Annotated in this window: 21 protein-coding genes; 10 read left to right on the top strand and 11 right to left on the bottom strand. The window is 68.9% G+C overall.

From position 1 onward, the window contains the following. The first annotated feature begins 248 nt into the window (after positions 1–248). Entirely contained in the window at positions 249–1,163 is a 915-nt protein-coding gene (locus tag EGT67_RS22220) for an SMP-30/gluconolactonase/LRE family protein (RefSeq protein WP_241566185.1), read from the top strand. Positions 1,164–1,261: 98 nt separating this feature from the next. On the opposite strand, the gene EGT67_RS22215 is transcribed toward EGT67_RS22220, so the two are convergent. Next, positions 1,262–1,705, bottom strand: coding sequence for a DUF4442 domain-containing protein (locus EGT67_RS22215; protein ID WP_127918269.1), 444 nt, complete (start codon positions 1,703–1,705; stop codon positions 1,262–1,264). Between the two features lie 50 nt (positions 1,706–1,755). Between EGT67_RS22215 and EGT67_RS22210 the strand changes: the two genes are divergently transcribed. Further along, positions 1,756–2,316, top strand: a complete 561-nt coding sequence (locus EGT67_RS22210; RefSeq protein ID WP_127918268.1) for a TetR/AcrR family transcriptional regulator — start codon at positions 1,756–1,758, stop codon at positions 2,314–2,316. 29 nt (positions 2,317–2,345) lie between these two features. Here the strand turns inward: EGT67_RS22210 and EGT67_RS22205 are convergent, their stop codons facing one another. From EGT67_RS22205 to EGT67_RS22190, 4 genes are all read right to left on the bottom strand, one after another. Next, positions 2,346–2,570 (bottom strand): hypothetical protein, encoded by a 225-nt coding sequence (locus EGT67_RS22205; RefSeq protein WP_127918267.1) that lies wholly within the window; start codon positions 2,568–2,570, stop codon positions 2,346–2,348. Between the two features lie 43 nt (positions 2,571–2,613). Continuing rightward, the gene (locus EGT67_RS22200) at positions 2,614–4,272 is read right to left on the bottom strand and encodes an alkaline phosphatase D family protein (protein ID WP_421958154.1); all 1,659 of its coding nucleotides are present in this window, start codon (positions 4,270–4,272) and stop codon (positions 2,614–2,616) included. 116 nt (positions 4,273–4,388) lie between these two features. Further along, complete coding sequence (locus tag EGT67_RS22195) at positions 4,389–5,150, bottom strand: ABC transporter permease (protein WP_127918265.1); 762 nt, start codon at positions 5,148–5,150, stop codon at positions 4,389–4,391. Further along, positions 5,147–5,602 (bottom strand): helix-turn-helix domain-containing protein, encoded by a 456-nt coding sequence (locus EGT67_RS22190; protein WP_241566184.1) that lies wholly within the window; start codon positions 5,600–5,602, stop codon positions 5,147–5,149. Before EGT67_RS22190 ends, EGT67_RS22195 begins: the two co-directional genes overlap by 4 nt. Before the next feature lie 79 nt (positions 5,603–5,681). Here EGT67_RS22190 and EGT67_RS22185 point away from each other — a divergent pair, with 79 nt between their 5' ends. Then, positions 5,682–6,914: an MFS transporter gene (locus EGT67_RS22185; RefSeq protein ID WP_241566183.1), complete on the top strand. Its 1,233-nt coding sequence runs from the start codon at positions 5,682–5,684 to the stop codon at positions 6,912–6,914. Positions 6,915–6,992: 78 nt separating this feature from the next. Beyond that, positions 6,993–7,400 (top strand): DNA-binding protein, encoded by a 408-nt coding sequence (locus tag EGT67_RS22180; protein ID WP_127918264.1) that lies wholly within the window; start codon positions 6,993–6,995, stop codon positions 7,398–7,400. Between the two features lie 363 nt (positions 7,401–7,763). Here the strand turns inward: EGT67_RS22180 and pepN are convergent, their stop codons facing one another. Then, positions 7,764–10,259, bottom strand: a complete 2,496-nt coding sequence (gene pepN, locus EGT67_RS22175; protein WP_127918263.1) for an aminopeptidase N — start codon at positions 10,257–10,259, stop codon at positions 7,764–7,766. A 264-nt stretch (positions 10,260–10,523) separates the two neighbouring features. Here pepN and EGT67_RS22170 point away from each other — a divergent pair, with 264 nt between their 5' ends. Continuing rightward, positions 10,524–11,303 (top strand): enoyl-CoA hydratase, encoded by a 780-nt coding sequence (locus tag EGT67_RS22170; RefSeq protein ID WP_127918262.1) that lies wholly within the window; start codon positions 10,524–10,526, stop codon positions 11,301–11,303. Positions 11,304–11,412: 109 nt separating this feature from the next. After that, the gene (gene mihF, locus EGT67_RS22165; RefSeq protein ID WP_127918261.1) at positions 11,413–11,727 is read left to right on the top strand and encodes an integration host factor, actinobacterial type; all 315 of its coding nucleotides are present in this window, start codon (positions 11,413–11,415) and stop codon (positions 11,725–11,727) included. A gap of 94 nt (positions 11,728–11,821) precedes the next feature. Here the strand turns inward: mihF and EGT67_RS22160 are convergent, their stop codons facing one another. Together EGT67_RS22160 and EGT67_RS22155 are read right to left on the bottom strand one after the other, a co-directional pair. Then, positions 11,822–12,484: an Rv1157c family protein gene (locus EGT67_RS22160; protein ID WP_127918260.1), complete on the bottom strand. Its 663-nt coding sequence runs from the start codon at positions 12,482–12,484 to the stop codon at positions 11,822–11,824. Between the two features lie 14 nt (positions 12,485–12,498). Continuing rightward, on the bottom strand, positions 12,499–13,383 hold the full coding sequence (locus EGT67_RS22155) for an aminoglycoside phosphotransferase family protein (protein ID WP_127918259.1): 885 nt from the start codon (positions 13,381–13,383) through the stop codon (positions 12,499–12,501). A gap of 130 nt (positions 13,384–13,513) precedes the next feature. On the opposite strand from EGT67_RS22155, the gene EGT67_RS22150 reads away from it, so the two are divergent. Beyond that, a complete protein-coding gene (locus EGT67_RS22150) occupies positions 13,514–15,040 on the top strand; it encodes a flavin-containing monooxygenase (protein WP_127918397.1) in 1,527 nt (508 codons plus the stop codon). Positions 15,041–15,048: 8 nt separating this feature from the next. Here EGT67_RS22150 and EGT67_RS22145 read toward each other — a convergent pair whose 3' ends face one another. From EGT67_RS22145 to EGT67_RS22135, 3 genes are read right to left on the bottom strand one after another with little or no spacing between them, the layout of a single operon-like run. Continuing rightward, a complete protein-coding gene (locus tag EGT67_RS22145; protein WP_164877638.1) occupies positions 15,049–15,741 on the bottom strand; it encodes a TIGR00266 family protein in 693 nt (230 codons plus the stop codon). Between the two features lie 38 nt (positions 15,742–15,779). Continuing rightward, a complete protein-coding gene (locus EGT67_RS22140) occupies positions 15,780–16,964 on the bottom strand; it encodes a PrsW family intramembrane metalloprotease (protein ID WP_127918396.1) in 1,185 nt (394 codons plus the stop codon). Continuing rightward, complete coding sequence (locus tag EGT67_RS22135; protein ID WP_127918257.1) at positions 16,964–17,635, bottom strand: RNA-binding protein; 672 nt, start codon at positions 17,633–17,635, stop codon at positions 16,964–16,966. The genes EGT67_RS22140 and EGT67_RS22135 overlap by 1 nt, the downstream gene beginning before the upstream one ends. A 148-nt stretch (positions 17,636–17,783) precedes the next feature. On the opposite strand from EGT67_RS22135, the gene EGT67_RS22130 reads away from it, so the two are divergent. From EGT67_RS22130 to EGT67_RS22120, 3 genes are all read left to right on the top strand, one after another. Then, positions 17,784–20,132 carry a heavy metal translocating P-type ATPase gene (locus EGT67_RS22130; protein WP_127918256.1) on the top strand — a complete coding sequence of 783 codons (2,349 nt, stop codon included), beginning with the start codon at positions 17,784–17,786 and terminating at the stop codon, positions 20,130–20,132. 605 nt (positions 20,133–20,737) lie between these two features. Further along, the gene (locus EGT67_RS22125; protein WP_127918255.1) at positions 20,738–21,556 is read left to right on the top strand and encodes an SDR family NAD(P)-dependent oxidoreductase; all 819 of its coding nucleotides are present in this window, start codon (positions 20,738–20,740) and stop codon (positions 21,554–21,556) included. A gap of 80 nt (positions 21,557–21,636) precedes the next feature. Further along, on the top strand, positions 21,637–22,674 hold the full coding sequence (locus EGT67_RS22120) for a GAF domain-containing protein (RefSeq protein WP_127918254.1): 1,038 nt from the start codon (positions 21,637–21,639) through the stop codon (positions 22,672–22,674). Positions 22,675–22,687: the final 13 nt, after the last annotated feature.

Raw genomic sequence — 22,687 nt, 5'->3', positions numbered from 1 at the left:
GCCCCCCAGTCGGCTATATGTTGGAGGTGGAAAGGAGTGGGTTTCCTCCTTCCGCCTCCGGCCCGAACAGGGCAAACCTCCACGCCGCACCGCGCTTGCCGGCTCTGACGGACCGCCGACCCGACAGGGTGTTTCGCGTCAGCTCTCCTGCCGAATCCGCCCGAACGAATGGCGTGTCCCGCGATACAAGCAGCAACCGGATTCGGGAATCCGGCGACAAACGTCGCGGCTGCATCTAGGTTGTGCGCGTGACGAAGTTGAGCAATCGGGCTCGAGCGCTGTTCGTCGCCGTTGCGATCGTGGGGGGAACCACTACTGCAGCGACGTCTGCGCAAGCCGCGCCCCTGCCGGAATGCGGCAACTGGCAGGTCGAAACCGTAGTACAGGGTTTGGAGCAGCTCGAGAACCTGGAACCTGACGGCAATGGTGGGTTCTATCTGTCCGGAGATACGAAGCTCTACCAGGTGGATGCCGCCGGCCAAGTTCATACGGTGCTCGATGATTTGGCAGCCCCGGGTGGCTTGCAGCTCGACGGTTCGAATCTGACCTTCCTGACTCGCCAGGACGGGAAGCTGTGGGACCTGGATACCGCAACCGGTCAGCTGTCGTCGCCGACTTCGTTCGCGGGCAACGGATTGCTGCGTCTTCCCGACGGTGATCTCCTGACGACCTGGGTGGGAACGGAGGGCTACCCGTCGAAAGGGCTGTCCCGGTACCTCCGCGAATCCGACGTGGTCGCACCCAACTGGTCGATGGTTCGGCGGTCGGAGGGTCTGGCGCTGAGCCCGGACCGCCGAGCGGTGTACACCGACGATCTGTTCACGGGCCAGATCCTCCGTGTCCCACTGGACAATCCTGACCAGTGGACGGTCGTGGCGACGCTGCCCAGCTTGCTCCCTGGTCCCGATGATCTGACCATGTCGCAGGACGGAACGCTGTACGTCGCGGCTCATATCGAAGGTGCGGTCTACCGTGTCGACCCGCGCAGCGGCGAGGCGTGCGCCATCGCTTCGGGCCTGTCGAGTGGGTGGACCGGGCCGAGCTCGGTGCGCATCGGTTCGAACGGCGACGGCTTTGCGCTTTACGCCACTGCCTTCGACGGCACACTGCGCCGCCTGGTCCCACCCGCCGGCGTCGACCTGTCCCCGGTTCGAGATCGCTGACAGCGAACGACTGTCGACATGGCGCGCGTCCGGCTCGCAGGAACAGCCGAAATCGACTAACAAGCAAGCTCGTTCGACAGTCCTACCAAATACTGCACCTAGCCCCGAGGGCGCCTCAGCGTGACGACGAACTGGCAGGTGCCGGTGGTTGCGGCAGTGCTGTCGCGCAGTTCGACGTCAACGGGGACATCGCAGCCGCGCCCAGCAATCAACTCGGCTTGAAGGTGGGCGGCAAGGTCGCTGTCGACCTTGGCGCTTGCGGTGACACCACCCTGGGCCGGGCGCTGGTACTCGATGGCCGCGCGCTTTATGACGGTGTACGCCCCGGTGCCTGCGACCCCGGCCGCGATGACCGCCGCGCCGGCGCCGGCAACTTCGGCCACTCCGTAGATCACCGGGGCGTTCACGTGACCATTGTGGTTCAAATGTTCAGCCTTCGGACGCCGTTGGATGACGCGAAACGATCCGTCGCTACCGAACTCGGTGTCCAGATCGAGCCACCGTATCCAGGGCATCTCGGTCATATCAGCAGTGGCAGCCATTCAGAACCCCCTCTAGAGCAATGCTCTAACTTTTCGGTTAGCATAACCGAGTGCCCCTCAATCCTGTAGCGCAACAGCTTCTGCAGACCGCACTCGAGATCGTCGATCGTGACGGCTCAGAGGCGCTGACCATCCGAGCGCTGGTTCGCGAGTCGGGGATCAGCAACGGGAGTGTCTACCACCATCTGGGGTCGCTGGAGAGGGTGCGCGAACTCGTGGCAGGCGCAGCGCTCGAGGAGTGGTCCGACGAATTCCTGACAGCACTGCGCTCACACGGATACGCCTCCGCTGCCGAATCCGATGGCCGATGGGCGCGTCAACACCCCGAGCTGGCCAAGCTCATCGAAACGGAAGCCAAGAACGGCAGACTAGGCCACAACGCAAAAGACTTCGGCACACAGCTGCGCCAATGGCTCGACGACCGGCAACTGGCTGCAGGCGCGAACGCACATCTGGTTGCGGCCGTCGTGATCGGCCCATTGATCGAGCTTCGCCGACAGGAACGCGCCATCGGAAAACGCGCAACTGGAAAGGATCTCGCGGCACTCGAGGATGCCGTCACCGCCGCACTCGGCGCGCTGAGTACCACCACCACAAACATCCTTCAATGAAGGTCCAGCCGTCCGCGCACGACTGTCGCCTACGGCGATGTTCTGCAATCGGTCGTCGTCAGCGCCGAAACGAACAGCTTGCCGCCGATCTCGACAACAGAATGCGAGATCGAGACCACGACCCTGTCCTCGCGTTCGAAGAGGACGTTCGCGAAGGTCGAAGTGTGATTGGACAGGTCGCGATGCAACTCCGCCAGTGTGTCGTAGGGGCCGAGTTCGAGGGTGTAGACGTCATAGCTGTGGTCCGCGCTCATCGGTCGAACATATCGGCGCGGACGGGCTCTCGGCGCGGTGCGCTCACGCGCCCGGACGATAGCCCGCCGGATCGACCGGGCCCGCGACCGGATGGGCCTGCTGGGTGCCGTCAGCGACCCGGTAGCTCGCCGCGTGCCGCGCGGTGCCACGCGGATCCGTCGGATCGTTGACGTAGAACCAGTCCATCTGCGCCCCTTGCCTGTCCACCTCGAAGACGCCGTAGCCGTGCGAGTCGAGTTCGACGTACCGGACGTGACGGTTGATCGACTTGAACGCCTCCTCGATCGCGACGGTCGCGGTGCGCGGCGGAACGTTGAGTGTGTCGTCGATGTTGGGGGACGTCACCGACGGCACCACGAACTCGGTGCCGACGGTGCCGGCGCCCGGGTAGTTCGCGGCATCGACCGGCAGGTCGCACGCCCACGACGTGTGGATGTCGCCGGTGAGGAAGACGGTGTTGCGGATCCCGTTCGCGGTGATCGCGTCGAACAGTCGACGGCGGTCGGCGGTGTAGCCGTCCCACTGGTCGGTGTTGTAGGGAATGCCGGCGTCGGGCACGCCCACCATCTCGGTGATCGCCCCCATGGTGCGGTTGTCGAGCGGGGGGAACACGCACGGCGTGATCATCACCGGATTGCCGACGATCTTCCATTGCGTCGGCGAGGTGACGATGCCGCTGGTCAGCCAATCCAGTTGCGCGCGACCGGTGATGGTCCGGTCGGGGGAGTCGACCTTTCGCCACCCGGCGCCCGCGGACGCCTCCTGGTCACGGTAGGTGCGCAGGTCCAGCATCGAGATCTCGGCGAGATTTCCGAACCGGAACCGTCGGTAGAGGGGCGTGTCCGGTCCGAAGCCGCTGACCCGCACCGGCATCCACTCGAAGTAGGCCCGCGCCGACGCGGCCTTGCGGGCAGCCCAGTCGCCCTCGGTGGCCGGGTCGTGGTTCTCGGCGCCGCCGGCGTACGAGTTGTCCGCCGACTCGTGGTCGTCCCAGGTCGCGACGAACGGCACCTTCGCGTGCAGCGCCAGGAGGTCCGGATCGGTCTTGTACTGTGCGTGGCGGATCCGGTAGTCGGCGAGCGAGACGATCTCGTGCGCCGGATCGTGCAGGCGGACGGACCCGTTGCGGGCCCCGTACTCGCCGCGGCCGTACTCGTAGATGTAGTCGCCCAGGTGCAGAACCGCGTCGAGATCGTCGCGCTCGGCCAGGAACCGGTACGACGCGAAGTAGCCCGCCTCCCAGTTGGAGCACGAGACGACACCGAACCGCAGCCGTCCGAGATCCGCGTCGGTGGCGGGGGCGGTGCGGGTGCGCCCGACCGGCGACGTCTGTCCGAGCGCCGTGAATCGGTAGTAGTAGCCGGTGCCGGGACGCAGCCCCGTGACGTCGACCTTGACGGTGTGGTCGGTGTCGGGGCCGGCGGTCACCGCGCCGTCGCGCACCACGTTCGCGAATCCCGGGTCGGTCGCGACCTGCCAGGTCAGCGAGACCGTCGGCCCCACGCCCGAACCCGGCAGCGCGTCCCCGGACGGCGTGATCCGCGTCCAGATGATCACGCGGTCCGGGAGCGGGTCGCCCGACGCGACGCCGTGCACGAATCCGGGTGCCGGAACGCCGGCCGACGCGCGTCCCGTGGCCGCGGCGGCGACGCCGGCACCTGCCAGCACCACCGAGCCGCGCAGCAGTCCGCGACGGCTCACTACTCCGGTCTCAATGTTCTCGAACACCACTGGATCACAACGAATCTCGGACGCTCGTTCAACTCGAAAGGGGAGAAGTACCGAGTGTTCACCCGATGTTCGACTCGTGCAGGTGCTCAGTACACCGGGTGGGCCCCGGGCCGGTGGACCACGCCGCGCGCGACCAGTTCGATCGCGACCGCCACCGCGCACGTCTGCGCGAGCAGCACACCGACGAGCACCAGGATCTGCACCGCACCCGCCTGGACCGCCGAGCCGGTGGCCAGCAGCACACCGACGAACGCGCCCGGCAGCGTCACCAGGCCCACCGTCCGGGTCTGATCGAGGCTGGGCAGCAGGGCGTCGGACGCGGCCGGTCCGACCACCTCCATGCGGGCGTCCCGGACGCTGAAGCCGAGGCTCAGTCCGGCCTCGACCTCACCCCACCGCTGGTCGATCGCGTCCAGTCCCCGCTTGGCGGCCAGGGCCGTCGCGGTCATCGCGTTGCCCAGGACGATGCCGCCGATCGGCACGAGCGCGACGCCCTCCAGCGGCACCACCCCGCTGACCAGCATCAGCGGAATCACCACCCCCGCACCGCAGGCAAGCGCGACGGACAACCACGCCGCCGATCGCCCCGCCTCCGCCCGGCGGCCCGCGGTGACCGCTGCGGCCGCGAACATGACGGCCAGGACCAGGAACGACGACCACAGGTGTGCGAGCGCGGCCGCCAGGACCAGGGAGACCGCGGCCAGTTGCAGCGCGCCGCGCGCCGCGGCCCACGGCGCGGTCAGCGGGTTGCCGAGCCCGGCGATCCGGTACACCACCGCAGCGACGGCGACCATCACCACGCACAGCGCGAACAGTGCGAGGCCGGGGTTCGCCAGCGCGTTGCTCATCGGGTCGGCGCCGGGGGGAGGAAGTCGTCGGCGAAGTCGTCACCGGCCAGCGCCGCATCGACCCGCGCCCTGATGTAGCCGCCGGTGACGGGACAGTCCCTCGCCTTGTCGGTTCGGCAGCCGAGCATGTGCTCGAGCACCGCGACCGCCCGCGACATGCTGCGGACGCGCTCCTTCATCGATTCGCACTGCTCCTCGATCATGCGGTTGCGTTCCCCGACGGTGTCCGAGTCCACGATCGCCTGCGTGTCCGCCAGGGAGAGCAGCCCGTCGTGATGCCACAACTGGACGTAGGCCAGGCGGGCGAGGCCGTCACGGGTGTAGTACCGCACCCGCCCACGGCGCTCGGACGACGGGACCAGGCCGAGTTCGTCGTAGTACCGCAGCGCCGCCACCGACATGCCGAAGGCGCGAGCCACCTGGCCGATGGGGAACAGATCCGGCTCTGTCACATCGGCACCTCCGTCCGACTTGCACTCAAGTTCACTTGAGCGGGAACCCTGTGAGCCTATCCGCAGGAGGGAAACAGCAGTGCAGTCACCGCAGACCGTTGCGCGGGACCGACCGATCGATGCCACCCCGACACCGAGTCCCCGGGCCTCGGCGGCGATCCTGGTCGTCGGGTTCGTACTGATCAGCGCCAACACACGCGTCGCCTTCGGCCAGATCGGCCCGCTGGCACCGGTGGCCGGCTTCGACGCGTCCGTCGTGACGCTGCTCGGCCTGATCCCACCGCTGGTGATGGGCCTGTTCGCGCCGGTGGCCGTCGTCGCCCGCCGACGACTGGGCGAGGAGCGAGCACTGTTCGCCGCCAGCGTCCTCCTCCTCGCGGGCGCCCTGATCCGGATGGCGGGAATGCCCGGACTGATCGTCGGCACGATCGTCGTCAGCATCGCGACGGCCGTCGTGAATGTGCTCGTACCGGTGTTCGTGCGCAAGCGGTTCGCCCCGAACCGCACCGGTGTGATGATGGGCGTCTACGCGATGGCGATGGGTGCCGGGTCGGCGGTGATCACCGCCCTGATGATCCCGGTATGGCGTGCCGCGGGCGAATCCTGGCCGCCCGCAATCGGACTCGCGGTCATCCCGGCGACGTTGGCACTGATCGGAATCGCCCCGCAGTTGCGGTACGCCGAGCGACCCCGTGTCCACGCCCCCGCGGAGCACGAACGCCCTCGCGTGTTGCGCACGTGGACCACGTGGAGCCTGACGATCTTCTTCGGTCTCCAGACGCTGCTGTTCTACGCGACACTGGCCTGGCTGCCCTCCATCCTGGTCGGCGCCGGCGTCGACGACGCGGTGGCCGGCAACATGCAGGCGCTGTTCATCGTCGGTGTCGCGACGGGAGGCCTCGTCGCGCCGATCCTGGCCGGACGAGCCACCGATCAGCGCCCGCACATCGTCGCGATCGCGGCGGTCTGTGCCGCCGGGTTCGCCGGACTGCTCGTCGCGCCGACCGCGGCGCCCGCGGCGTGGGCGATGGTGCTCGGCGGCGGACTCGGCGCCGGCCAGGCCGTGGCGGGCGTGCTCTACGCGCATCGCGGGCGCACGCCCGATCACGTGGCCGCGCTCTCCACCGTCGCGCAGACCGGCGGCTACCTCATCGCCGCCTCGGGCCCACTGCTCGCGTCGTGGCTGCACGCCGTGACCGGGTCGTGGACCGTGCCGATCGCGACGTTCCTTGCCCTGCTCGCCGTCAACGTCGTCGCGAGCATGCGGGCGGGGCACGACGGCCCGATCCGGATGAGATCTGGCAAGCCGTGATTCGACAACCACGGCCGAGGAATAGACTGTTTACATCTATCCGTTGACAACATTCTGTTCACAAGGCAGGCTGTCGACATGTCCGACGACCAGTTCACACCGCCGAACCCCAGCCGCGAGCGCGCACACCGCGAGTACGCCGGCCTGTTCCGGATCGCAGAGCGGCACGGCGCCACCCCCGAGCAGCGCGCGCGGCAGTCCCACCCCGAGATGCTCGACCCGCTGGGCGCGATCCGCGTGGTGGCCGCGCTGGCCGGCGGCGTCCACACCCCGGACCCTGGGGAACCGGAGATCGACGACGCCGACGTCACCGCGGCGCTCGGCCTGATCCCGAAGGCGCGTGCGGAGATGGACCAACTGGAGGCACTACTCCTGGGCATCGCGCGTCAGCGCGGAATGACCTGGCAGGAAATAGCTTTCGGATTGGGCCTGGGAAGCACCCAGGCGGCGCGACAGCGTTACGACCGACTGGTCAAGCGCACCTGATCCGGACACGGAGTCGGGCCCGAAGCCAATTCTCGGCTTCGGGCCCGACAGGCGCGCTGTATGGAATGCGGTGTGCTGCTCAGAGGAACAGGACAGCAACTCCGGCGATGCCGGCAACCAGGCCGACGATCGTCGAGAGCAGCGATGCGCCAGCTGCGACCTTGCCGAGATCATCTGCGGTAGAGCCCATTTGATTCCCCTTTGTCCCGTGAAGCGATGCTTCCCTTGTCTCGCCGTTGTCGGCGCCACTGCATGTCTAACGGACTGGACGACCGTGTTCCAAGCGGTAATCCCCGGATTGCGCAATGCCTTACAGAAAAGAAACGCGAAACAAGCTAGGCGTAAAGGCGGCGACACGCGGTGTTAACACGAGGCCCCGCGAACCCGCAGATCGCGCGCCAGATGGTCGCGCTGCTCGAGCATCAACCGCCGCAGCGCGCCCGGGGCGTCCGCGTTCGCGGCGAGCCACGAATCCACCGCACCGACCGACTCGGACGCCGGGAAGAGCCCGAGGACGATCCGACGGGCGATCTCGATGCTGCGCTGCGCCCACACTCCACGGATCGCCGCGAAGTAGGCGTCGTCGTACCCGGCGATCAGGTCACGCCGCTCGCCGGCCCGGAACCCTCCGATGACGGCGTCCAGGTGGTCGTTGCTGAGCGCCGTGTCCTCGAGCGCCGACGACCAGGCCCGCGCCTTGACCTCCGGGTCCGGACGGGCGGCGAGCGCCCGCAACTGGGCCGTCCGCCCCGAAGCAGTGTCGTCGCGCGCCAGTTCGACGTCCAGTGCGTCCGGGTCGGCCTTGCCGGTCGCGGACAGCGCCGTCCACAGCGCCCAACGCAGGTCCGGATCCAACCGCAGCCCCTCCGGGCCCGGCCGGTCGCCGTCGAGGATCGCGCGGATGTCCGCCGCGCGATGGTCGTCGACGACCGCCGCGGCCGCGACGGCACGGGCCCAGGCCAGCTGCCCGCCCGAACCCGACTCGGCTTCCTGCATTGCCGACCAACAGGTTTCGAGCCAGTCGCGACGCCACCGGTCCCGCCTCTCAGCGGGTAGGTAGTGACCGATCGCGAAGGACGCGTTCGCCAGGACCGCGGTCAGCAGCGCCATGTTCGTCTCCGAGGGCGCGAATGCGCGGGCCATGTCCAGGTAGCGCTCGGGCGCGAGTTCACCGTCACGGGTGGCGTTCCACAGTGCCGACCAGATCAGGCCGCGGGCCAGCGGGTCGACGACCCGATCCAGCGAGCGCTGCACCGTCGCGAGCGATCCGGCGTCGAGTCGCACCTTCGCGTACGTGAGGTCGCCGTCGTTGAGCAGGCGCAGGGGAGCGTCCGGCAGTTCGACGGGCGTGCGCTCGGCGACCACGTCCAACTCCACCCGGTCCCGTCGGACGAGGTCGCCGGCGTCGTCGACGTCGTACAAGCCGACGGCCAGCCGGTGCGGACGCGGATCGGTCTGCACGATCTCGTACCCGGCACTCCCCCCGCCACCCTCGAGGGTCAGCGTGGACACCCCGCTGGTCTGCAGCCACGCGCGCGACCAGGCGGCCAGGTCGCGACCGGACGCTGCCGACAGTTCCGCCAGCAGGTCGGCGAGCGTGGTGTTGCCGAACGCGTGCTCGCGGAAGTAGCGGCGCGCACCCTCGAAGAACGCATCCCGCCCGACGTAGGCGACCAGCTGCTTGAGGACACTCGCACCCTTCGCATACGTGATGCCGTCGAAGTTGAGCTTGGCGGCCTCGAGGTCGACGATGTCGGCGACGATCGGGTGCGTCGTCGGCAACTGGTCCTGCGAATACGCCCACGCCTTACGGCGATTCGCGAACGCGACCCAGGCGTCGACCCATTCGGTTGCCTCCGCACTCGCGAGCGCGCCCATGTAGTCCGCGAAGGATTCCTTGAGCCACAGGTCGTCCCACCACACCATCGTCACGAGGTCGCCGAACCACATGTGCGCCATCTCGTGGAGGATCGTGTTGGCCCGCGCCTCGTACTGGGCGGCCGTCGCCGCACCGCGGAAGACGTACGCTTCGGTGAACGTCACGCAGCCGGGATTCTCCATCGCGCCCAGGTTGTACTCGGGCACGAACACCTGGTCGTACTTGCCCCACGGATACGGATAGTCGAAGTTCTCGGCGAAGAAGTCGAGACCCTGCTTCGTTACCTCGATGATCGTGTCGGCGTCCAGGTACCGCGCGAGCGAGGCCCGGCACATCACCCCCAGAGGCACCTCGAGATCACCGCGGCGCCAAACTGATTCGATGCGATGATACGGTCCGGCGACGATCGCGGTGATGTACGTCGAGATCGCCAGCGTGGCCGAGAACTCCACCGCCTGGCGCTCGCCGTCGTCCTCGATCACCGCCGCCGGTCGGTTCGACGTCACCTCCCACCCGGTAGGGGCGGTGACCGCGAACGTGAAGGGCGCCTTCATGTCCGGCTGTTCGAAGCACGCGAACACCCGCCGCGCATCCGACGGCTCGTACTGTGTGTAGAGATAGGTCTGGCCGTCGACCGGGTCGTGGAAGCGGTGCAGCCCCTCGCCGGAGCGGCTGTACTGACCGACCGCGCTGACCACGACGGTGTTCGACCGCCGCAGCCCGTGCAGTGCGACTCGGGCCCCGTCGTACTCGACGTCCACGAACTGGCCGTTGACGATCACGGAGCGGATCTCGAGTCCGATGAAGTCGAGCCACGTGTCCGCGGCGGTCGCGTCGAACTCCACCGTGGTCGTGGTCAGGAATCCCGCCTCGGAGGGGTCCGGCGCGGCCGACACGTCGAGTTCGACACGGTAGGAGCGGACGGTCACCGCCGCGGATCGCGCGGCGGTCTCGGCACGGGTCAGGTTCGCGATACTCACACCCCGATCCTGCCAGCCACGACGAGAGTCCGAACGATCTCCGATGAACCACTCCGAACGGGTTCGCGACACGGCCGGGCACTTCACGCTGCGTGCCGCGCGAAAGGACGCCCCCGCGTAGGCGTTACGAACCAGGTCGACGATCGAGGCCTGACCGCGTCACCGCGCCCGACTGCCCCGCGTTCGCGCCCGATTCTCCCGGTCGCGGGACACCGACTGCCGTCGTAGCATCGGGACAGCCGAGCGATTACGGGAAGGTGCGCCATGGAAATCCCTGTCACGACGGAGGTCGACGCCGAGACGGGCATCGCGACCGCGGTACTGACCCGCCCAGATCAGCGGAATCCGCTGTCCGTCAGCACAATGCGAGGTGTCACGGCCGCGCTGCGCAAGTTCGCCGACGACGAATCGGTGCGGGTGGTCGTGATCTCCGCGGACGGCCCGGTGTTTTCCGCCGGCCACGATCTGTCGGAGATGATCGACCGGAGCCTCGAGGACGAGCGAGTGATCTTCGAGGTGTGCACGGAGATGATGGACACCGTCCAGGAGATCCCGCAACCGGTGATCGCCGCGGTGCAGGGGCCCGCTATCGCGGCGGGCTGCCAGTTGGCCGCGTCGTGCGACCTGGTGGTGGCGTCGTCGAACGCGGTGTTCGGGACGCCCGGCGTGCGGATCGGCCTGTTCTGCTCCACCCCGATGGTCGCGCTCAGCCGCGCGGTGGGACGCAAGCGTGCGATGCAGCTGCTGCTGACCGGCGAGACCGTCGACGCCGCCACCGCCGCCGAGTGGGGGCTCGTCAATTTCGTTGTCCCACCGGACCAACTGGACGCTCGTGTACATGAGCTGGCGACGCGGATCGCGTACGCGAGCCCGCTCACCCTGGCCATCGGCAAGCAGGCGTTCTACCGGCAGATCGACCTTCCGCAGGACGAGGCGTACGAGCTGATGTCCGAGACGATGGCGACCAACGCCGTCACCTGCGACGCGCAGGAAGGCATGAGCGCCTTCCTCGAGAAGCGAAAGCCGTTGTGGAAGGGCAAATGAGACGAACCGGAACCGCCGCTCGACACGCGGGGCGCAGTTGACGCGCGCCGGGGCGGTTCCCGTTCTAGCCTGAGGTTCATTCCGGGTACCGCGAGAGAGAGGCACATCCATGGCATTGCCCACCTTGACCCCCGAACAGCGCGCCGCCGCGCTCGAGAAGGCCGCCGCGTCCCGCAAGGCGCGGTCCGAACTGAGAGAAGGTCTCAAGTCGGGCAAGCTCACGTTCGTGGAGGTCCTCGACAAGGCGGAGACCGACGAACTGGTCGGTAAGACGAAGGTGCTGTACCTGCTCGAATCCCTGCCGAAGGTCGGCAAGATCAAGGCCCGCGACATCGCCGAGTCCGTCGGCATCGCCGAGACGCGCCGCGTCTCCGGTCTCGGCGCCCGTCAGCGTGCCGACCTGATCGCCAAGCTCAGCAGCTGACCACCGTCGGCGAGAAGGCAGCGACCCGCACCGCCCGGTGCGGGTCGCTCCGTTTCCGTCGTCGATCTACCTCGTTCGGGGCTGGGTGGCGCCGTCAGGCGTGCACGACCCCGGCAACCGGGGCATAGTCGCACGGCGGCAGATTCCGACTGGTGTTGTCGAGCACGCTGCCGGAAACCACGAAAACAACTGTTCCCCGACCGGTTTCGATCGTGTTCGACAGCGTCCGGGGATGGTCCGCTGGCCGCTCCTGGTACAGCGGTGCGACACCGGATCGCATCGTGTTCAGGTTCAGCCACGAGACCGTCAGCGGATCGGCCTGGAACGGATCGGACATCGACGTGTTCATCGCGTTGAACAGGACGTTCACGGTGCCGGGCGGGATCACGGGCACGGGCAGGCTGGTGTCGACGGCGGGTCCGGCGATCGCCTGCGCGATGCCGACGGAGTCGTCGCGGCTCCCGAATCCGGGCGGCAGGCAGTCCGCGGCGGCCGTGTCGTACAGGAACGGCTGGACCACGCCCTCGACCAGGTGCGCCGAGCGCGGAAAGAAGTTGTACCGCGGCTCGCCGGCAACGACGCGGCCCAGCGTGGTGAGGATCGACTGCGCAGTGCGCGCACCGACCGGCATCCCCCCGTGCAGTGCCGACCGGACGGCATCGACGTCATCGATCGGCTGCGCCGCCGCGGGCGTCTGGCTCACGATCCCCACCAGAATTCCGACAGACGCGGCAATTCCCACAATTCGTCTGAGCATGCCCGGATGGTAGTTCAGCGCGCCAGCAGGATTCGCGCGATCTCCACCTGAATCTCGGCGAGGCGGCTCTCGCCGTCCGCGACATCCCACAGCCCGTTCTGCAGGATCCGGCCCAGCGTCCACGCCAGGGCACGCTCGCGGTCGAGGCCGAGGACGTCGGTCATGAGGTCGAACCGCCACAGCACCTCCGCCGGGTCGAACCGGTCGGTCAACGCGGGCAGGATCTCGAACCCGGGATCACCCGCGAGGGGCTTGGGGTCGATGGCGAGCCAGGGCTCCCGCTCCGACGCGAGGACGTTGTCGTAGTGCAGATCCCAGTGCAGCAACCTGTCGCCGGGCTCGGCCACGACCTCCCCGACCGCCGCGGCGCAGTCGGCCAGCAGGCGGCGATCGCCCGGATCTGCGAGTCGGCCGGCGGCGTCGGGTGTCTCCCGCAGCATCGCACCGGCCACATCGCCGAGTCGGCGCATGCCGTCGGGCGCGGTGTGCGCCGTCAGGCGCGCCAGCAGGTCGGCGAGGATTCGTACCGCGGCGCGCGAGTCCTCCACGCCCGAGAGGTGCCGCGAGGAATCGAGTCGCTCGAGGAGCATGGCACCGGTGTCGGGGTCGTGCGCCTCGAGCCGTACCGCGGCGTCTCCGGCCCACATCCGCAACGCCACCGGTTCTCCGGCGGTCTCCTCGTCGACGGCCTGCAGTTTGAGCACCATGTTCCGGCCGTCGCCGTCCCGGACGGGCAGCACCAGGGCGGCCCAGCCGTGCATGGGAGCGCCGGTCGGAGCGAGATCCCAACGGTCGAGCATCTCGTCGGCGATCCGAGGGAGCGCCGCGACGAACGCCCGGCCGGCGGCACCACCGTGCTTGTGTTGCGCAGCCGCGAGGGCGGCCGGAACCTCGATCATGATCCGATCGTACGAACCGCTCGGCGGCGCGTCCCTCTTCTTCGGACTGGTGTTCGAGCTGTCGCGCCGCGACGCTCATCGCGATACCGTGCAGTACAGCAGTGGTTCACTCGTGACCCTGGAGGATCCGATGAGTCGCGATCACACTTCCAGCCCGAACGGGACCGGCGCAGGCGCACCCGAGCACTTCGATGTCCTCATCGTCGGCGCCGGATTGTCCGGGATCGGGGTCGCGGCCCGACTCCGCCGCGAACACCCGGACCGGTCGCTACTGATTCTCGAGGCCCGCTCCGCGTCCGGCGGCACGTGGGACCTGTTCCGCTATCCCGGGACCCGGACCGACTCCGACGTGCAGACCTACGGGTACGACTTCAAGCCGTGGAGGGGTCGCAAGGCGCTCGCACCGGCCGCCGACATCCTCGACTACATCCGCGAGACCGCCCGCGAGTACGACATCGAGCGTCGTATCCGCTACAACCACAGGGTGATTCGCGCCGACTGGTCACCGACGGAGGCGCGCTGGACGGTCACCGCCCACGTCGGTGACGGAGCCGAGACCGTCACGTACACGGCGCGCTGGCTCTTCTGCGCGAGTGGCTACTACAACTACGACAAGGGTTACACGCCGAAGTTCCCCGGAGCCGAGCGTTTCGCGGGCCCGATCGTCCATCCGCAGCACTGGCCCGCGGATCTCGACTACGCCGGCAAGCGGGTGGTCGTCATCGGTTCCGGAGCCACCGCCGTCACCCTGATCCCGGCGATGGCCGACGCAACCGCGCACGTCACGATGCTCCAGCGGTCGCCGTCGTACGTCCTGCCGCTGCCGGCGGAGGACTCGCTCGCCGAGGCCTTCCGTCGTGTCCTCGGCGACGAACGTGGCTACCGGATCGCACGGAAGAAGAACATCGCGCTCAACGTCTGGATCTACAAGTTGGCGCGCCGCTTCCCGAACCGGTTCCGGTCCGTGATCCGCTGGCTCAACAAGCGTCGGCTACCCGCGGACTTCGACGTCGACACCCACTTCAATCCCCGCTACGAGCCCTGGGACCAGCGATTGTGCATCGTCCCGGGCGGGGACCTGTTCGCGGTGATCCGCAGGGGCAAGGCGTCGGTCGTCACCGACACGATCGAGACCTTCACGGAGACCGGGGTCCAACTCGCCTCCGGTGAACACCTCGACGCGGACATCATCGTCACCGCGACAGGACTCGACCTGCTCGCACTCGGCGGCATCGAACTACGCCTCGACGGCGAACCCGTCGACATCACGAAGCAGGTGATGTTCAAGGGAACGATGCTGTCGGACATCCCGAACTTCTCGTTCGCCATCGGCTACGCCAACGCCCCCTGGACCCTCAAGCTCGACCTCGTCGCCGGATACCTGTGCCGGTTGCTGACCGTGATGGACCGTCACGGTGCGACGGTGGCGGTCGCCGAGAACCACCGGCCGGACATGGAGACCCAACCGCTGCTCGCTCTCACCTCCGGTTACATCCAGCGGGCAGAGCAGCGGTTGCCGCGGGCCGGCACCGAGGACCCGTGGACCCTGAACACGGACTACTACAGGGACGTATCGGTCCTGCGGGACACTCCCGTCGACGACGGCACGTTGACCTTCGCGAACGTCCAGCCGACGACGCCGAGCGGAACCGGCTGACGCACCGCTCAGCTGCCGTTACTGCTGCTGGAACTGCTCGACGGCATGCGTGCACGTAGCCAGTCGACGAGGTCCGCCGTGCTGCGGGTCTGCATCCACACGCGTCCCGGTCCGGTGAACTCGGTGACGATGCCCTCGCCGCCGAGGATCATCGACTTCCACCCACCGGCCTTGCGGATGCGGTACTGCACGGTCTCTTCGAACGCGACGACGTGCCCGGTGTCGAGCGTCATCGTCTCGTCCGGCGCGAGGGTCACCGGCCGGATGGCACCGTAGCTGGACAGCAGGATCTCCCCCGTTCCGCTGCAGCGCAGCAGGACCAGCCCGGCACCGCTGAAGAAGCCCTTGCTGCCGCCCCATTTGGAGTCGACGTCCACGGTCGCGTCGGACGCCATCCAGCAGCCGGACTGGACGAGCAGCGCCGTCTCACCGTCGAGGGTGGTCTCGGCGATGTCGCCGGGCAGCGGCCCCGCGACGGCCACGATGCCACCGCGTTCGCTGCTGAAGTCGTTGACGAAGAAGCTCGATCCGCCCAGCGTGCGGCGCAGGCCCTTCATGAAGCCACCGCGGGTCGACGTGGTGATCTCGATGTCGCCGCGCATCATGGCCATCGCTCCGGCCTCGACCCGGACGGATCCTCCGGGCGGGACATCGATCTCCGCGAACGCGAACGCCGGTCCACAACTGATGTCTGTTTTCACGATTTCCTCTCGATGACAGGCAATCTCGTCTGCGAAGGTCACAGAGCGGGTGACGGCTCCCCGGCCCGGATCCGGGCCACCTCGTTTCGCGCGAATTGCACCCGATCGGTGTCCGCACCGTGCGCGGACGCCAGTTCGTCGGCGAGGTCGAACGCGGCCTCGAGCACGTGAGCCCGTCGCGCGCGGCCACGGTGATCAGCGGCACCCTTACGGAAGGCTTTGCGCGTCTTGCGATCACCGCACATCGCCTCGAACTCCTCCGCAGTGAGAACGCCGCCGGCCACTTCGGGGGCGACGATATCGCGCAGGAAATCACGCTCACGGGCCACGGTCATCTTGAAGACCCGCACCACCACGACCAGCGCAACGATCACGATGCCCGCCAACAGGAGATAGGTCAGCACGAGATTCCCGCCGGAGATCGCCCCCACCGAGTCCCAGAGCCCGTGCAGGACCATCGCACTCGCCATCAACGCGAGCCCACGACCCACTCGCCGCGGCTCGGCGGGACGGCCCAGCAGATACACGAGTCCGGCGCAGAACACCGCACTGTAGAGAATGTGGGCCGTCACCCCGAACGCCATCCGCATGACGATCGTGCCCATGGCGGCGTCCACCTGATTCGCGCCGAACTGCGAACCGGCCGACGTCATCGCGTACGCGATGTCCTCGACGATCTGGAAGCCCAGGCCGATGAAGGCACCCAGGATGAAGCCGTCGAAAGCGGTCCGAACCAGCCTGGGCGCCATCGCGATCAACAGCACCAGGCCGGCGCCCTTCGCGATCTCCTCGGTGAACGGTGCCGCGAGGCCGGCGCCCCAGTCGAACGACCATGCCTGACCGAGCGCCTTGGCGTACAGCGCACGGATCGCGTCGTTGGCGTGTGCCGCCATCGCCCAGGTCGCAGCGAAGCCGCCCCACACGAACGCCACCACCATGAGCTTCACGGGCTGGCGCGCATAACGGTCGATGTGTTGGGTGAACCAACCGAACACGGCGCCGTAGAGGGCGAAGACGACCACCGCCAGAGTGATCGCCTGGGGGTAGGCGTCGTACGAGCTGATCAGTGCCGAGACGAACGTGACCGTCCCGGTCACCACCAGCAGCAGGTAGGCCCAGAAGGCCAGATTGCGCGGTTGGTAGAACGTGAACGACCGACTCCAGCCGGAATCGTGGATCGCGGTCGCGCGCTGGATCTCGAGATCGGTTGCGGTACTGGACATCATCGCTTCCCCTCGTTCGCATACTCGATGCCGGCGATCATCGCCGCGATCTCCGCGGTGGGGTTGTCGATGGCGTCCGGGGACCCGTACGCGGTCACCTGCACGCCGCGGTCACCGAAGACGAAGGCCGCGATCAAGCCGTCCGAGCGGGCGCCCTGGAACCGTGCGGCGACGCCGCGGTCTCCGCTCGCCGTGACGATATCGGTGGGCTCGCTGGTGAAGTGGAAGCCCTGGCTCCCGTCCAATGCGGTGGTCGTGGTCCGGATCTGCTCGAGCAGGGCGTTCGCGTCCCCCTGGAACGGTGCCGTCTTGATCGAGAACGAGACGTCGCCGTCCACGACCGTCGCGGTGTCGGGATACGACCCGCTCACCGGACGCTGCCCGGACCGCACGCCGTCGGTGATGCCCCACCCCACCGGGGGCACGAACGTGACGCCGCCGTCGACCTCGATGACGTCGCCGGCGGCGACCTTGTCGTCGTAGGCCACCGATTGGTTGATCGCGGGGAGCACGCTGCCCATCAGGAGGGCCAGAGCGAGCACCACGAGCGCCGGGAGAATCGTCCGGCGGTCGAGGCCCAGCCACCGCCGGTCGACCGGCACCCATCTGTCGCCGGGATCGAATGGTTCTTGCACGGCAGACCGTGCCGGCCGCATCTCCATCTCCGTCATGGTGCATACCCCGAACGCCGGATCGAATCGGACATTCAGAAAGTAGCGCCGCATTCACGTTCCCGCGCGCCGAACGCAACAGAACGTGCCGAGTCGTGACCCGCGGGCGCGGTACCGTCGAGGTGACACCCACGAACCGGGGAGCGCCATGGTCGATGCAGTGTCCGATGCACGGTCCCGGCGACGTGATCGCCTGCGCCGCCTGAAGGAACCCGCCCTGTTGGTGGTCACGCTCACGGCGCTCGTCGCGGGCGCGATCGCGTGGCTCGCCGACGCCGACGACGTCGCCGACGCGTGCTGGATCGCCGGAACGGTCGTCGCGATCGTGCCCGCAACCTGGTGGGTGATCGACGCTCTCCGCCGCCATCGCGTCGGCGTGGACCTCATCGCCGTCCTGTCCCTGGTCGGCACGCTGCTGGTGAGGGAGTACCTCGCCGGGGCGCTCATCGGCGTCATGCTGGCCACCGGGCAGGCCCTGGACGCCGCGGCGGAGCGGCGCGCGACGAAGGACCTGCGGTCGCTGCTCGACCACGCCCCGCGCACCGCGCGGCTCCGGACCGGCGACGACGTGGAAACCGTTCCGCTCGACGACGTCGCGGCCGGCGACGCCCTCGTGGTCGGCCCGGGCGAGGTGGTCCCGGTCGACGGTTGGGTCACGTCCGATTCGGCCGTGCTGGACGAATCCGTCCTCACCGGCGAGCCGTTGGCCGTCCAGCGACGCCGCGGCGAGGCCGTTCGCAGCGGAATCGTCAACGCCGGAACGGCCTTCGAGATGCAGGCGCGCGCCACCGCCGAGGACAGCACGTACGCGGGCATCGTGCGACTGGCCCGCGACGCCGCCGCCGAGAGCGCGCCCGTGGTGCGGATCGCGGACCGCATCGCGGCCTGGTTCCTGCCACTCGCGCTCGCCGTGGCCGGCGCCGCTTGGCTTTTCAGCGGTTCGGCGACCCGCGCCGTGGCGGTACTCGTCGTCGCGACGCCGTGCCCGCTGCTGCTGGCCGCACCGGTTGCCATCGTGTCCGGGCTCTCGCGTGCATCGCGTCTCGGCGTCGTCATCCGCAGCGGCGGTGCGCTCGAGAACCTCGGTCACGCAACCACGTTGGTGATGGACAAGACCGGAACCCTCACCACCGGCCGCCCCACCGGAACCGACGTGCTCACCGCACCGGACGGCGACGCCACCGAGGTGCTACGCCTGGCCGCGTCGGCCGATCAACTGTCCCCGCACGTGCTCGCCGACGCGATCGTGCAGGAGGCCAGGATGCGGGGCCTCGCCCTGGCCCTGCCGACCGACGTGGACGAGGAAGCCGGAACCGGCGTCACCGCCACCGTCGACGGCCACCGCGTCACCGTCGGCACCCTGAGCCTGCGCGACGACGCTCCCGGCTGGGCACGGTCCGCGCACGGTCGGGCCGCGCTCGACGGCGCCGCGATCGCGTGGGTGACCGTCGACGGCGCCCTCGCCGGCGCGATCCTGCTGGTCGACCCGGTGCGTCGCGACGCGTCCCGCACACTCCGGCGCCTGCGCGCGGCCGGCCTGAACCGACTGGTCATGCTCACCGGGGACCGGCGCGAACCCGCCGAGGAGATCGGGTCCGTCCTCGGACTCGACGACGTCCGCGCCGAGCAGACCCCGGCCGACAAGGTCGCGGGCGTCCGCGCCGAACGCGACCGGGCGGTCACCGTGATGGTCGGTGACGGTGTCAACGACGCACCGGCGCTGGCGGCCGCGACCGTCGGCGTCGCCATGGGCGCCCGCGGGTCGACGGCCACATCGGAGGCCGCGGACGTCGTCCTCACCACCGACCGCCTCGACCACCTCGCCGACGCCATGGCGATCGCGCGACGCTCCCGACGGATAGCCGTTCAGAGCGCGACCGTCGGAATGGGGTTGTCCTTGGTGGCCATGGGTTTCGCCGCGTTCGGGCTGCTGCCGCCGGCGGCCGGCGCCCTGCTGCAGGAAGGCATCGACGTCGCGGTGATCCTCAACGCCCTGCGCGCGCTCCGCGGCGACCGCGCCGAGGAGATCCCGCTGCCGGAGGACACGGAGGCGATGCTGCACCGTTTCTCCGCCGAGCACGACGAACTGCGCGACCAGCTGTCGATCCTGCGGGACACCGCGGACCTCCTCGCGACCGGCGACCTGCCCGGGGCACACGACGCGCTGCGACGGGTCGACGCGTTCCTCTTCGACACCCTGCTGCCGCACGAGGAGGCCGAGGACCGCGAGCTGTACCCGGCGCTGGCGACGCCGTTGGGCAACGTCGAGGCCACCGCGACGATGAGCCGCATGCACGCCGAGATCGACCGGCTGGCCCGACGGCTGCGCACCCACCTCGCCCGGGCCGACGAGGCCGGCGGGATCGCCGCCGACCAGGTCGACGACCTGCTCGCGTGCCTGTACGGGCTGCACGCCCTGCTGCGTCTGCACTTCGTGCAGGAGGAGGAGAACTACTTCACCCTCGCGCCGGAGTCGGACGCCGCCCCGAACGCGTGACGCGTCGAGGGGGAAGCACCACGGCGACCCCCGTCCCGGGACGGGGCAAATCCCCCTACACCCCCGCGGGGAACCCAACTAGCGTTCGGATTGCTGGCCGGTCCATCCGGCCGGTAACCGCGGCCCCCCGGACCCCCGACCTGGCGGGCCGCGGCCGGACGGTGGCGCCGGACCCCTTCCGACGCCACCGTCCGGGCCTCCGACTCCCGCTTCCGACACGCCGCGGTTGTTGCCGGGGCCACTCTCGATGGCCTACAGTGCACACGCGCGCCCCTCGGGGTCTCCTGCAGCCTTGTCGACGTCGGGTCTGCTTGTAGCGCTGTTCCACGACTTGTCGATTCGGCGTTCCTCCGAACACGCATCCCATCGCGACCGGTGACGCCGCCCCTCGACTCGGCTCGGCCCACGACGCGGGTTCCCGCGCACGTCGAGCCGTACGGCCACCGGGCGATCCGTCCGAAACCCCGACGCGGACGGCCCGCCCGGTGGTCACCGCCTTCGTGAAAGGTGTTCCCCGTCATCGCGATCGCATCCCCGCGACGTGCAGTTCACGTCCGCATCTGGTAGTCACAGTGGAGCACTGGAGTGGGACGAAGGGGAGTTCGTTGGGGTACTTCGATCGTCGTGTCGTGGCCATCACCGGCGCGGGCACCGGCATCGGCCGCGAGTTGGCGATCCAGCTGGCACAGTCGGGCGCCGTCCTGGCCCTGTCCGGCAACGTCGAAGGGCCCCTCACGGAAACCGCGGAACGCTGCACAGAGACCGGGGCCCGGGTGTCGGCGACGGTCGTCGACGTGACGGACCGCGAAGCGGTGACCGCCTTCGCGGCCGAAACCGCCGAACGGTTCGGCCGCGTCGACGCGGTGATCAACAATGCCGGAATCCTCTACACCGGTGAGGTTCTGGCGTCGGAGTACGGCGACGTCCAACGGGTCATGGACGTCGACTTCTGGGGCGTCGTACACGGGACCACGGCGTTCCTGCCGCACATCCTGCGGTCGGATCGGGGGCACGTCGTGAACCTGTCGTCCGCCTTCGGGCTGATGGCCGCGCCCGGGTACTCGGCCTACAACGCAGCCAAGTTCGCGGTTCGCGGTTTCACCGAGGCACTGCGTCAGGAGATGGACAGCGCCGGGCACCCCGTCAAGGTGACCTGCGTCTTTCCGGGTGGGGTCCGAACGTCCATCGCGCGCACCGCCACCGCCGCACCGGGCGTCGACCTCGGCGAGGTGGTCGACTCGTTCGACCGCCGGATCGCCCGCACCGATCCCGCCGAGGCCGCCCGGGTGATCCTGCGCGGCGTCGAACGCGGGCGGGCACGGGTGCTCGTCGGGCCGGACGCCCGCGTCGTGGACGCGGTCACCCGGGTACTCGGCCCGGCGTACCAGTGGTTGCTGCCGGCGGTGAAGCGGCGCGCAGGCTAGCCTGCGGGGTCCTTTCCGGGGAGGAGTCGACGGCCGTCCCGTCCGTGGGGCCGTCGCATGACACAGGGGGTCGATGAAGCATGGCAACGGAGTGGTTGCTGATCAGTACTTTCGGGGGAGGAGAGCCCTCGTTGATCGGCGTAGGGTCCACGCCCAAGCCGTTCGTGCCGCTCGAACAGCACTTCAAGGTCCGTCGAGGCCAGGCCAACCGATCCCTCGACGACGTTCGTTCCGCGGTCCTGGGTGTCATGGCCGACCCGCACCACCGCCGGATCGACCAGGTGTCGGACGACGGCCGCAAGCGAATCGTCGTGGAACCGTTGCTCAATTCCGAATCCCGCCTCCACGGGGTGCACCTGTGGCGGGGGAACGTCGACGACACCCCGCCCGGGCGGGATCCCGCGGGTGCCTGGCACTTCAATCTGACCGCCGGCAAGGCGAGCGGCAGCGAGGACCTGTTCGATCTGTACGGCGTCGCGCCGGAGGATCGCCGGTCCGAGGCCGCACTGGCGGGAGCGTTCAACCGTCTCGTCACGAACCACGACGAGGGCAAGGCGCTCGCGAAGATCGTGCAGTCCGAGCCGGGCACCGAGCATCAAGCGGTGTGGAAGGTGCGGCGTGACGACGGCAGCGAACGGGCGGCGCACTTCTCCTGCCGGATGCTCGAGGAGAGGCCGGACCCCGCGAGCGATCGGCGCGAGGTCATCCTGCGGGGCATCACCCACGACATCGGTCCGGCCGACGGCGTTCCCTCGGCCCCACCGCCCGTGATTCTCGAGCACCGGGTGCTCGACGCGGTCCTGGCACCCGGCGAGTACCACGCGTACGTGGACCTCAAGCGGTTGACGCTGATCAAGTGGCGCGACCGCCCAATGCCGGGCATCGCGTGGGGCGACGCCGTGGGCGAACCGGACCCGGCGATGCATCCCGACGACCTGCCGATCGCGAAGGCGATGGTGCGGGACCTCGCGCATCGAAACGTGGAGGGAGTCATCCGGTTCCGGGGCCTGGACGGCGAGTGGAAGCCGCTGCACCTGTCGGTGGCGCTCATGGCGTTCGACGAGTCCACCCACGGCGGGTTGGTCACCGTCGCGGAGGCCCCGGCCGCTCGGGAGTGAGCGGCCGGGGCCC

It is taken from the genome of Prescottella agglutinans, from assembly GCF_004011865.1.
GTDB lineage: Bacteria > Actinomycetota > Actinomycetes > Mycobacteriales > Mycobacteriaceae > Prescottella > Prescottella agglutinans.
This window is presented reverse-complemented; position numbering and strand designations above follow the sequence as displayed.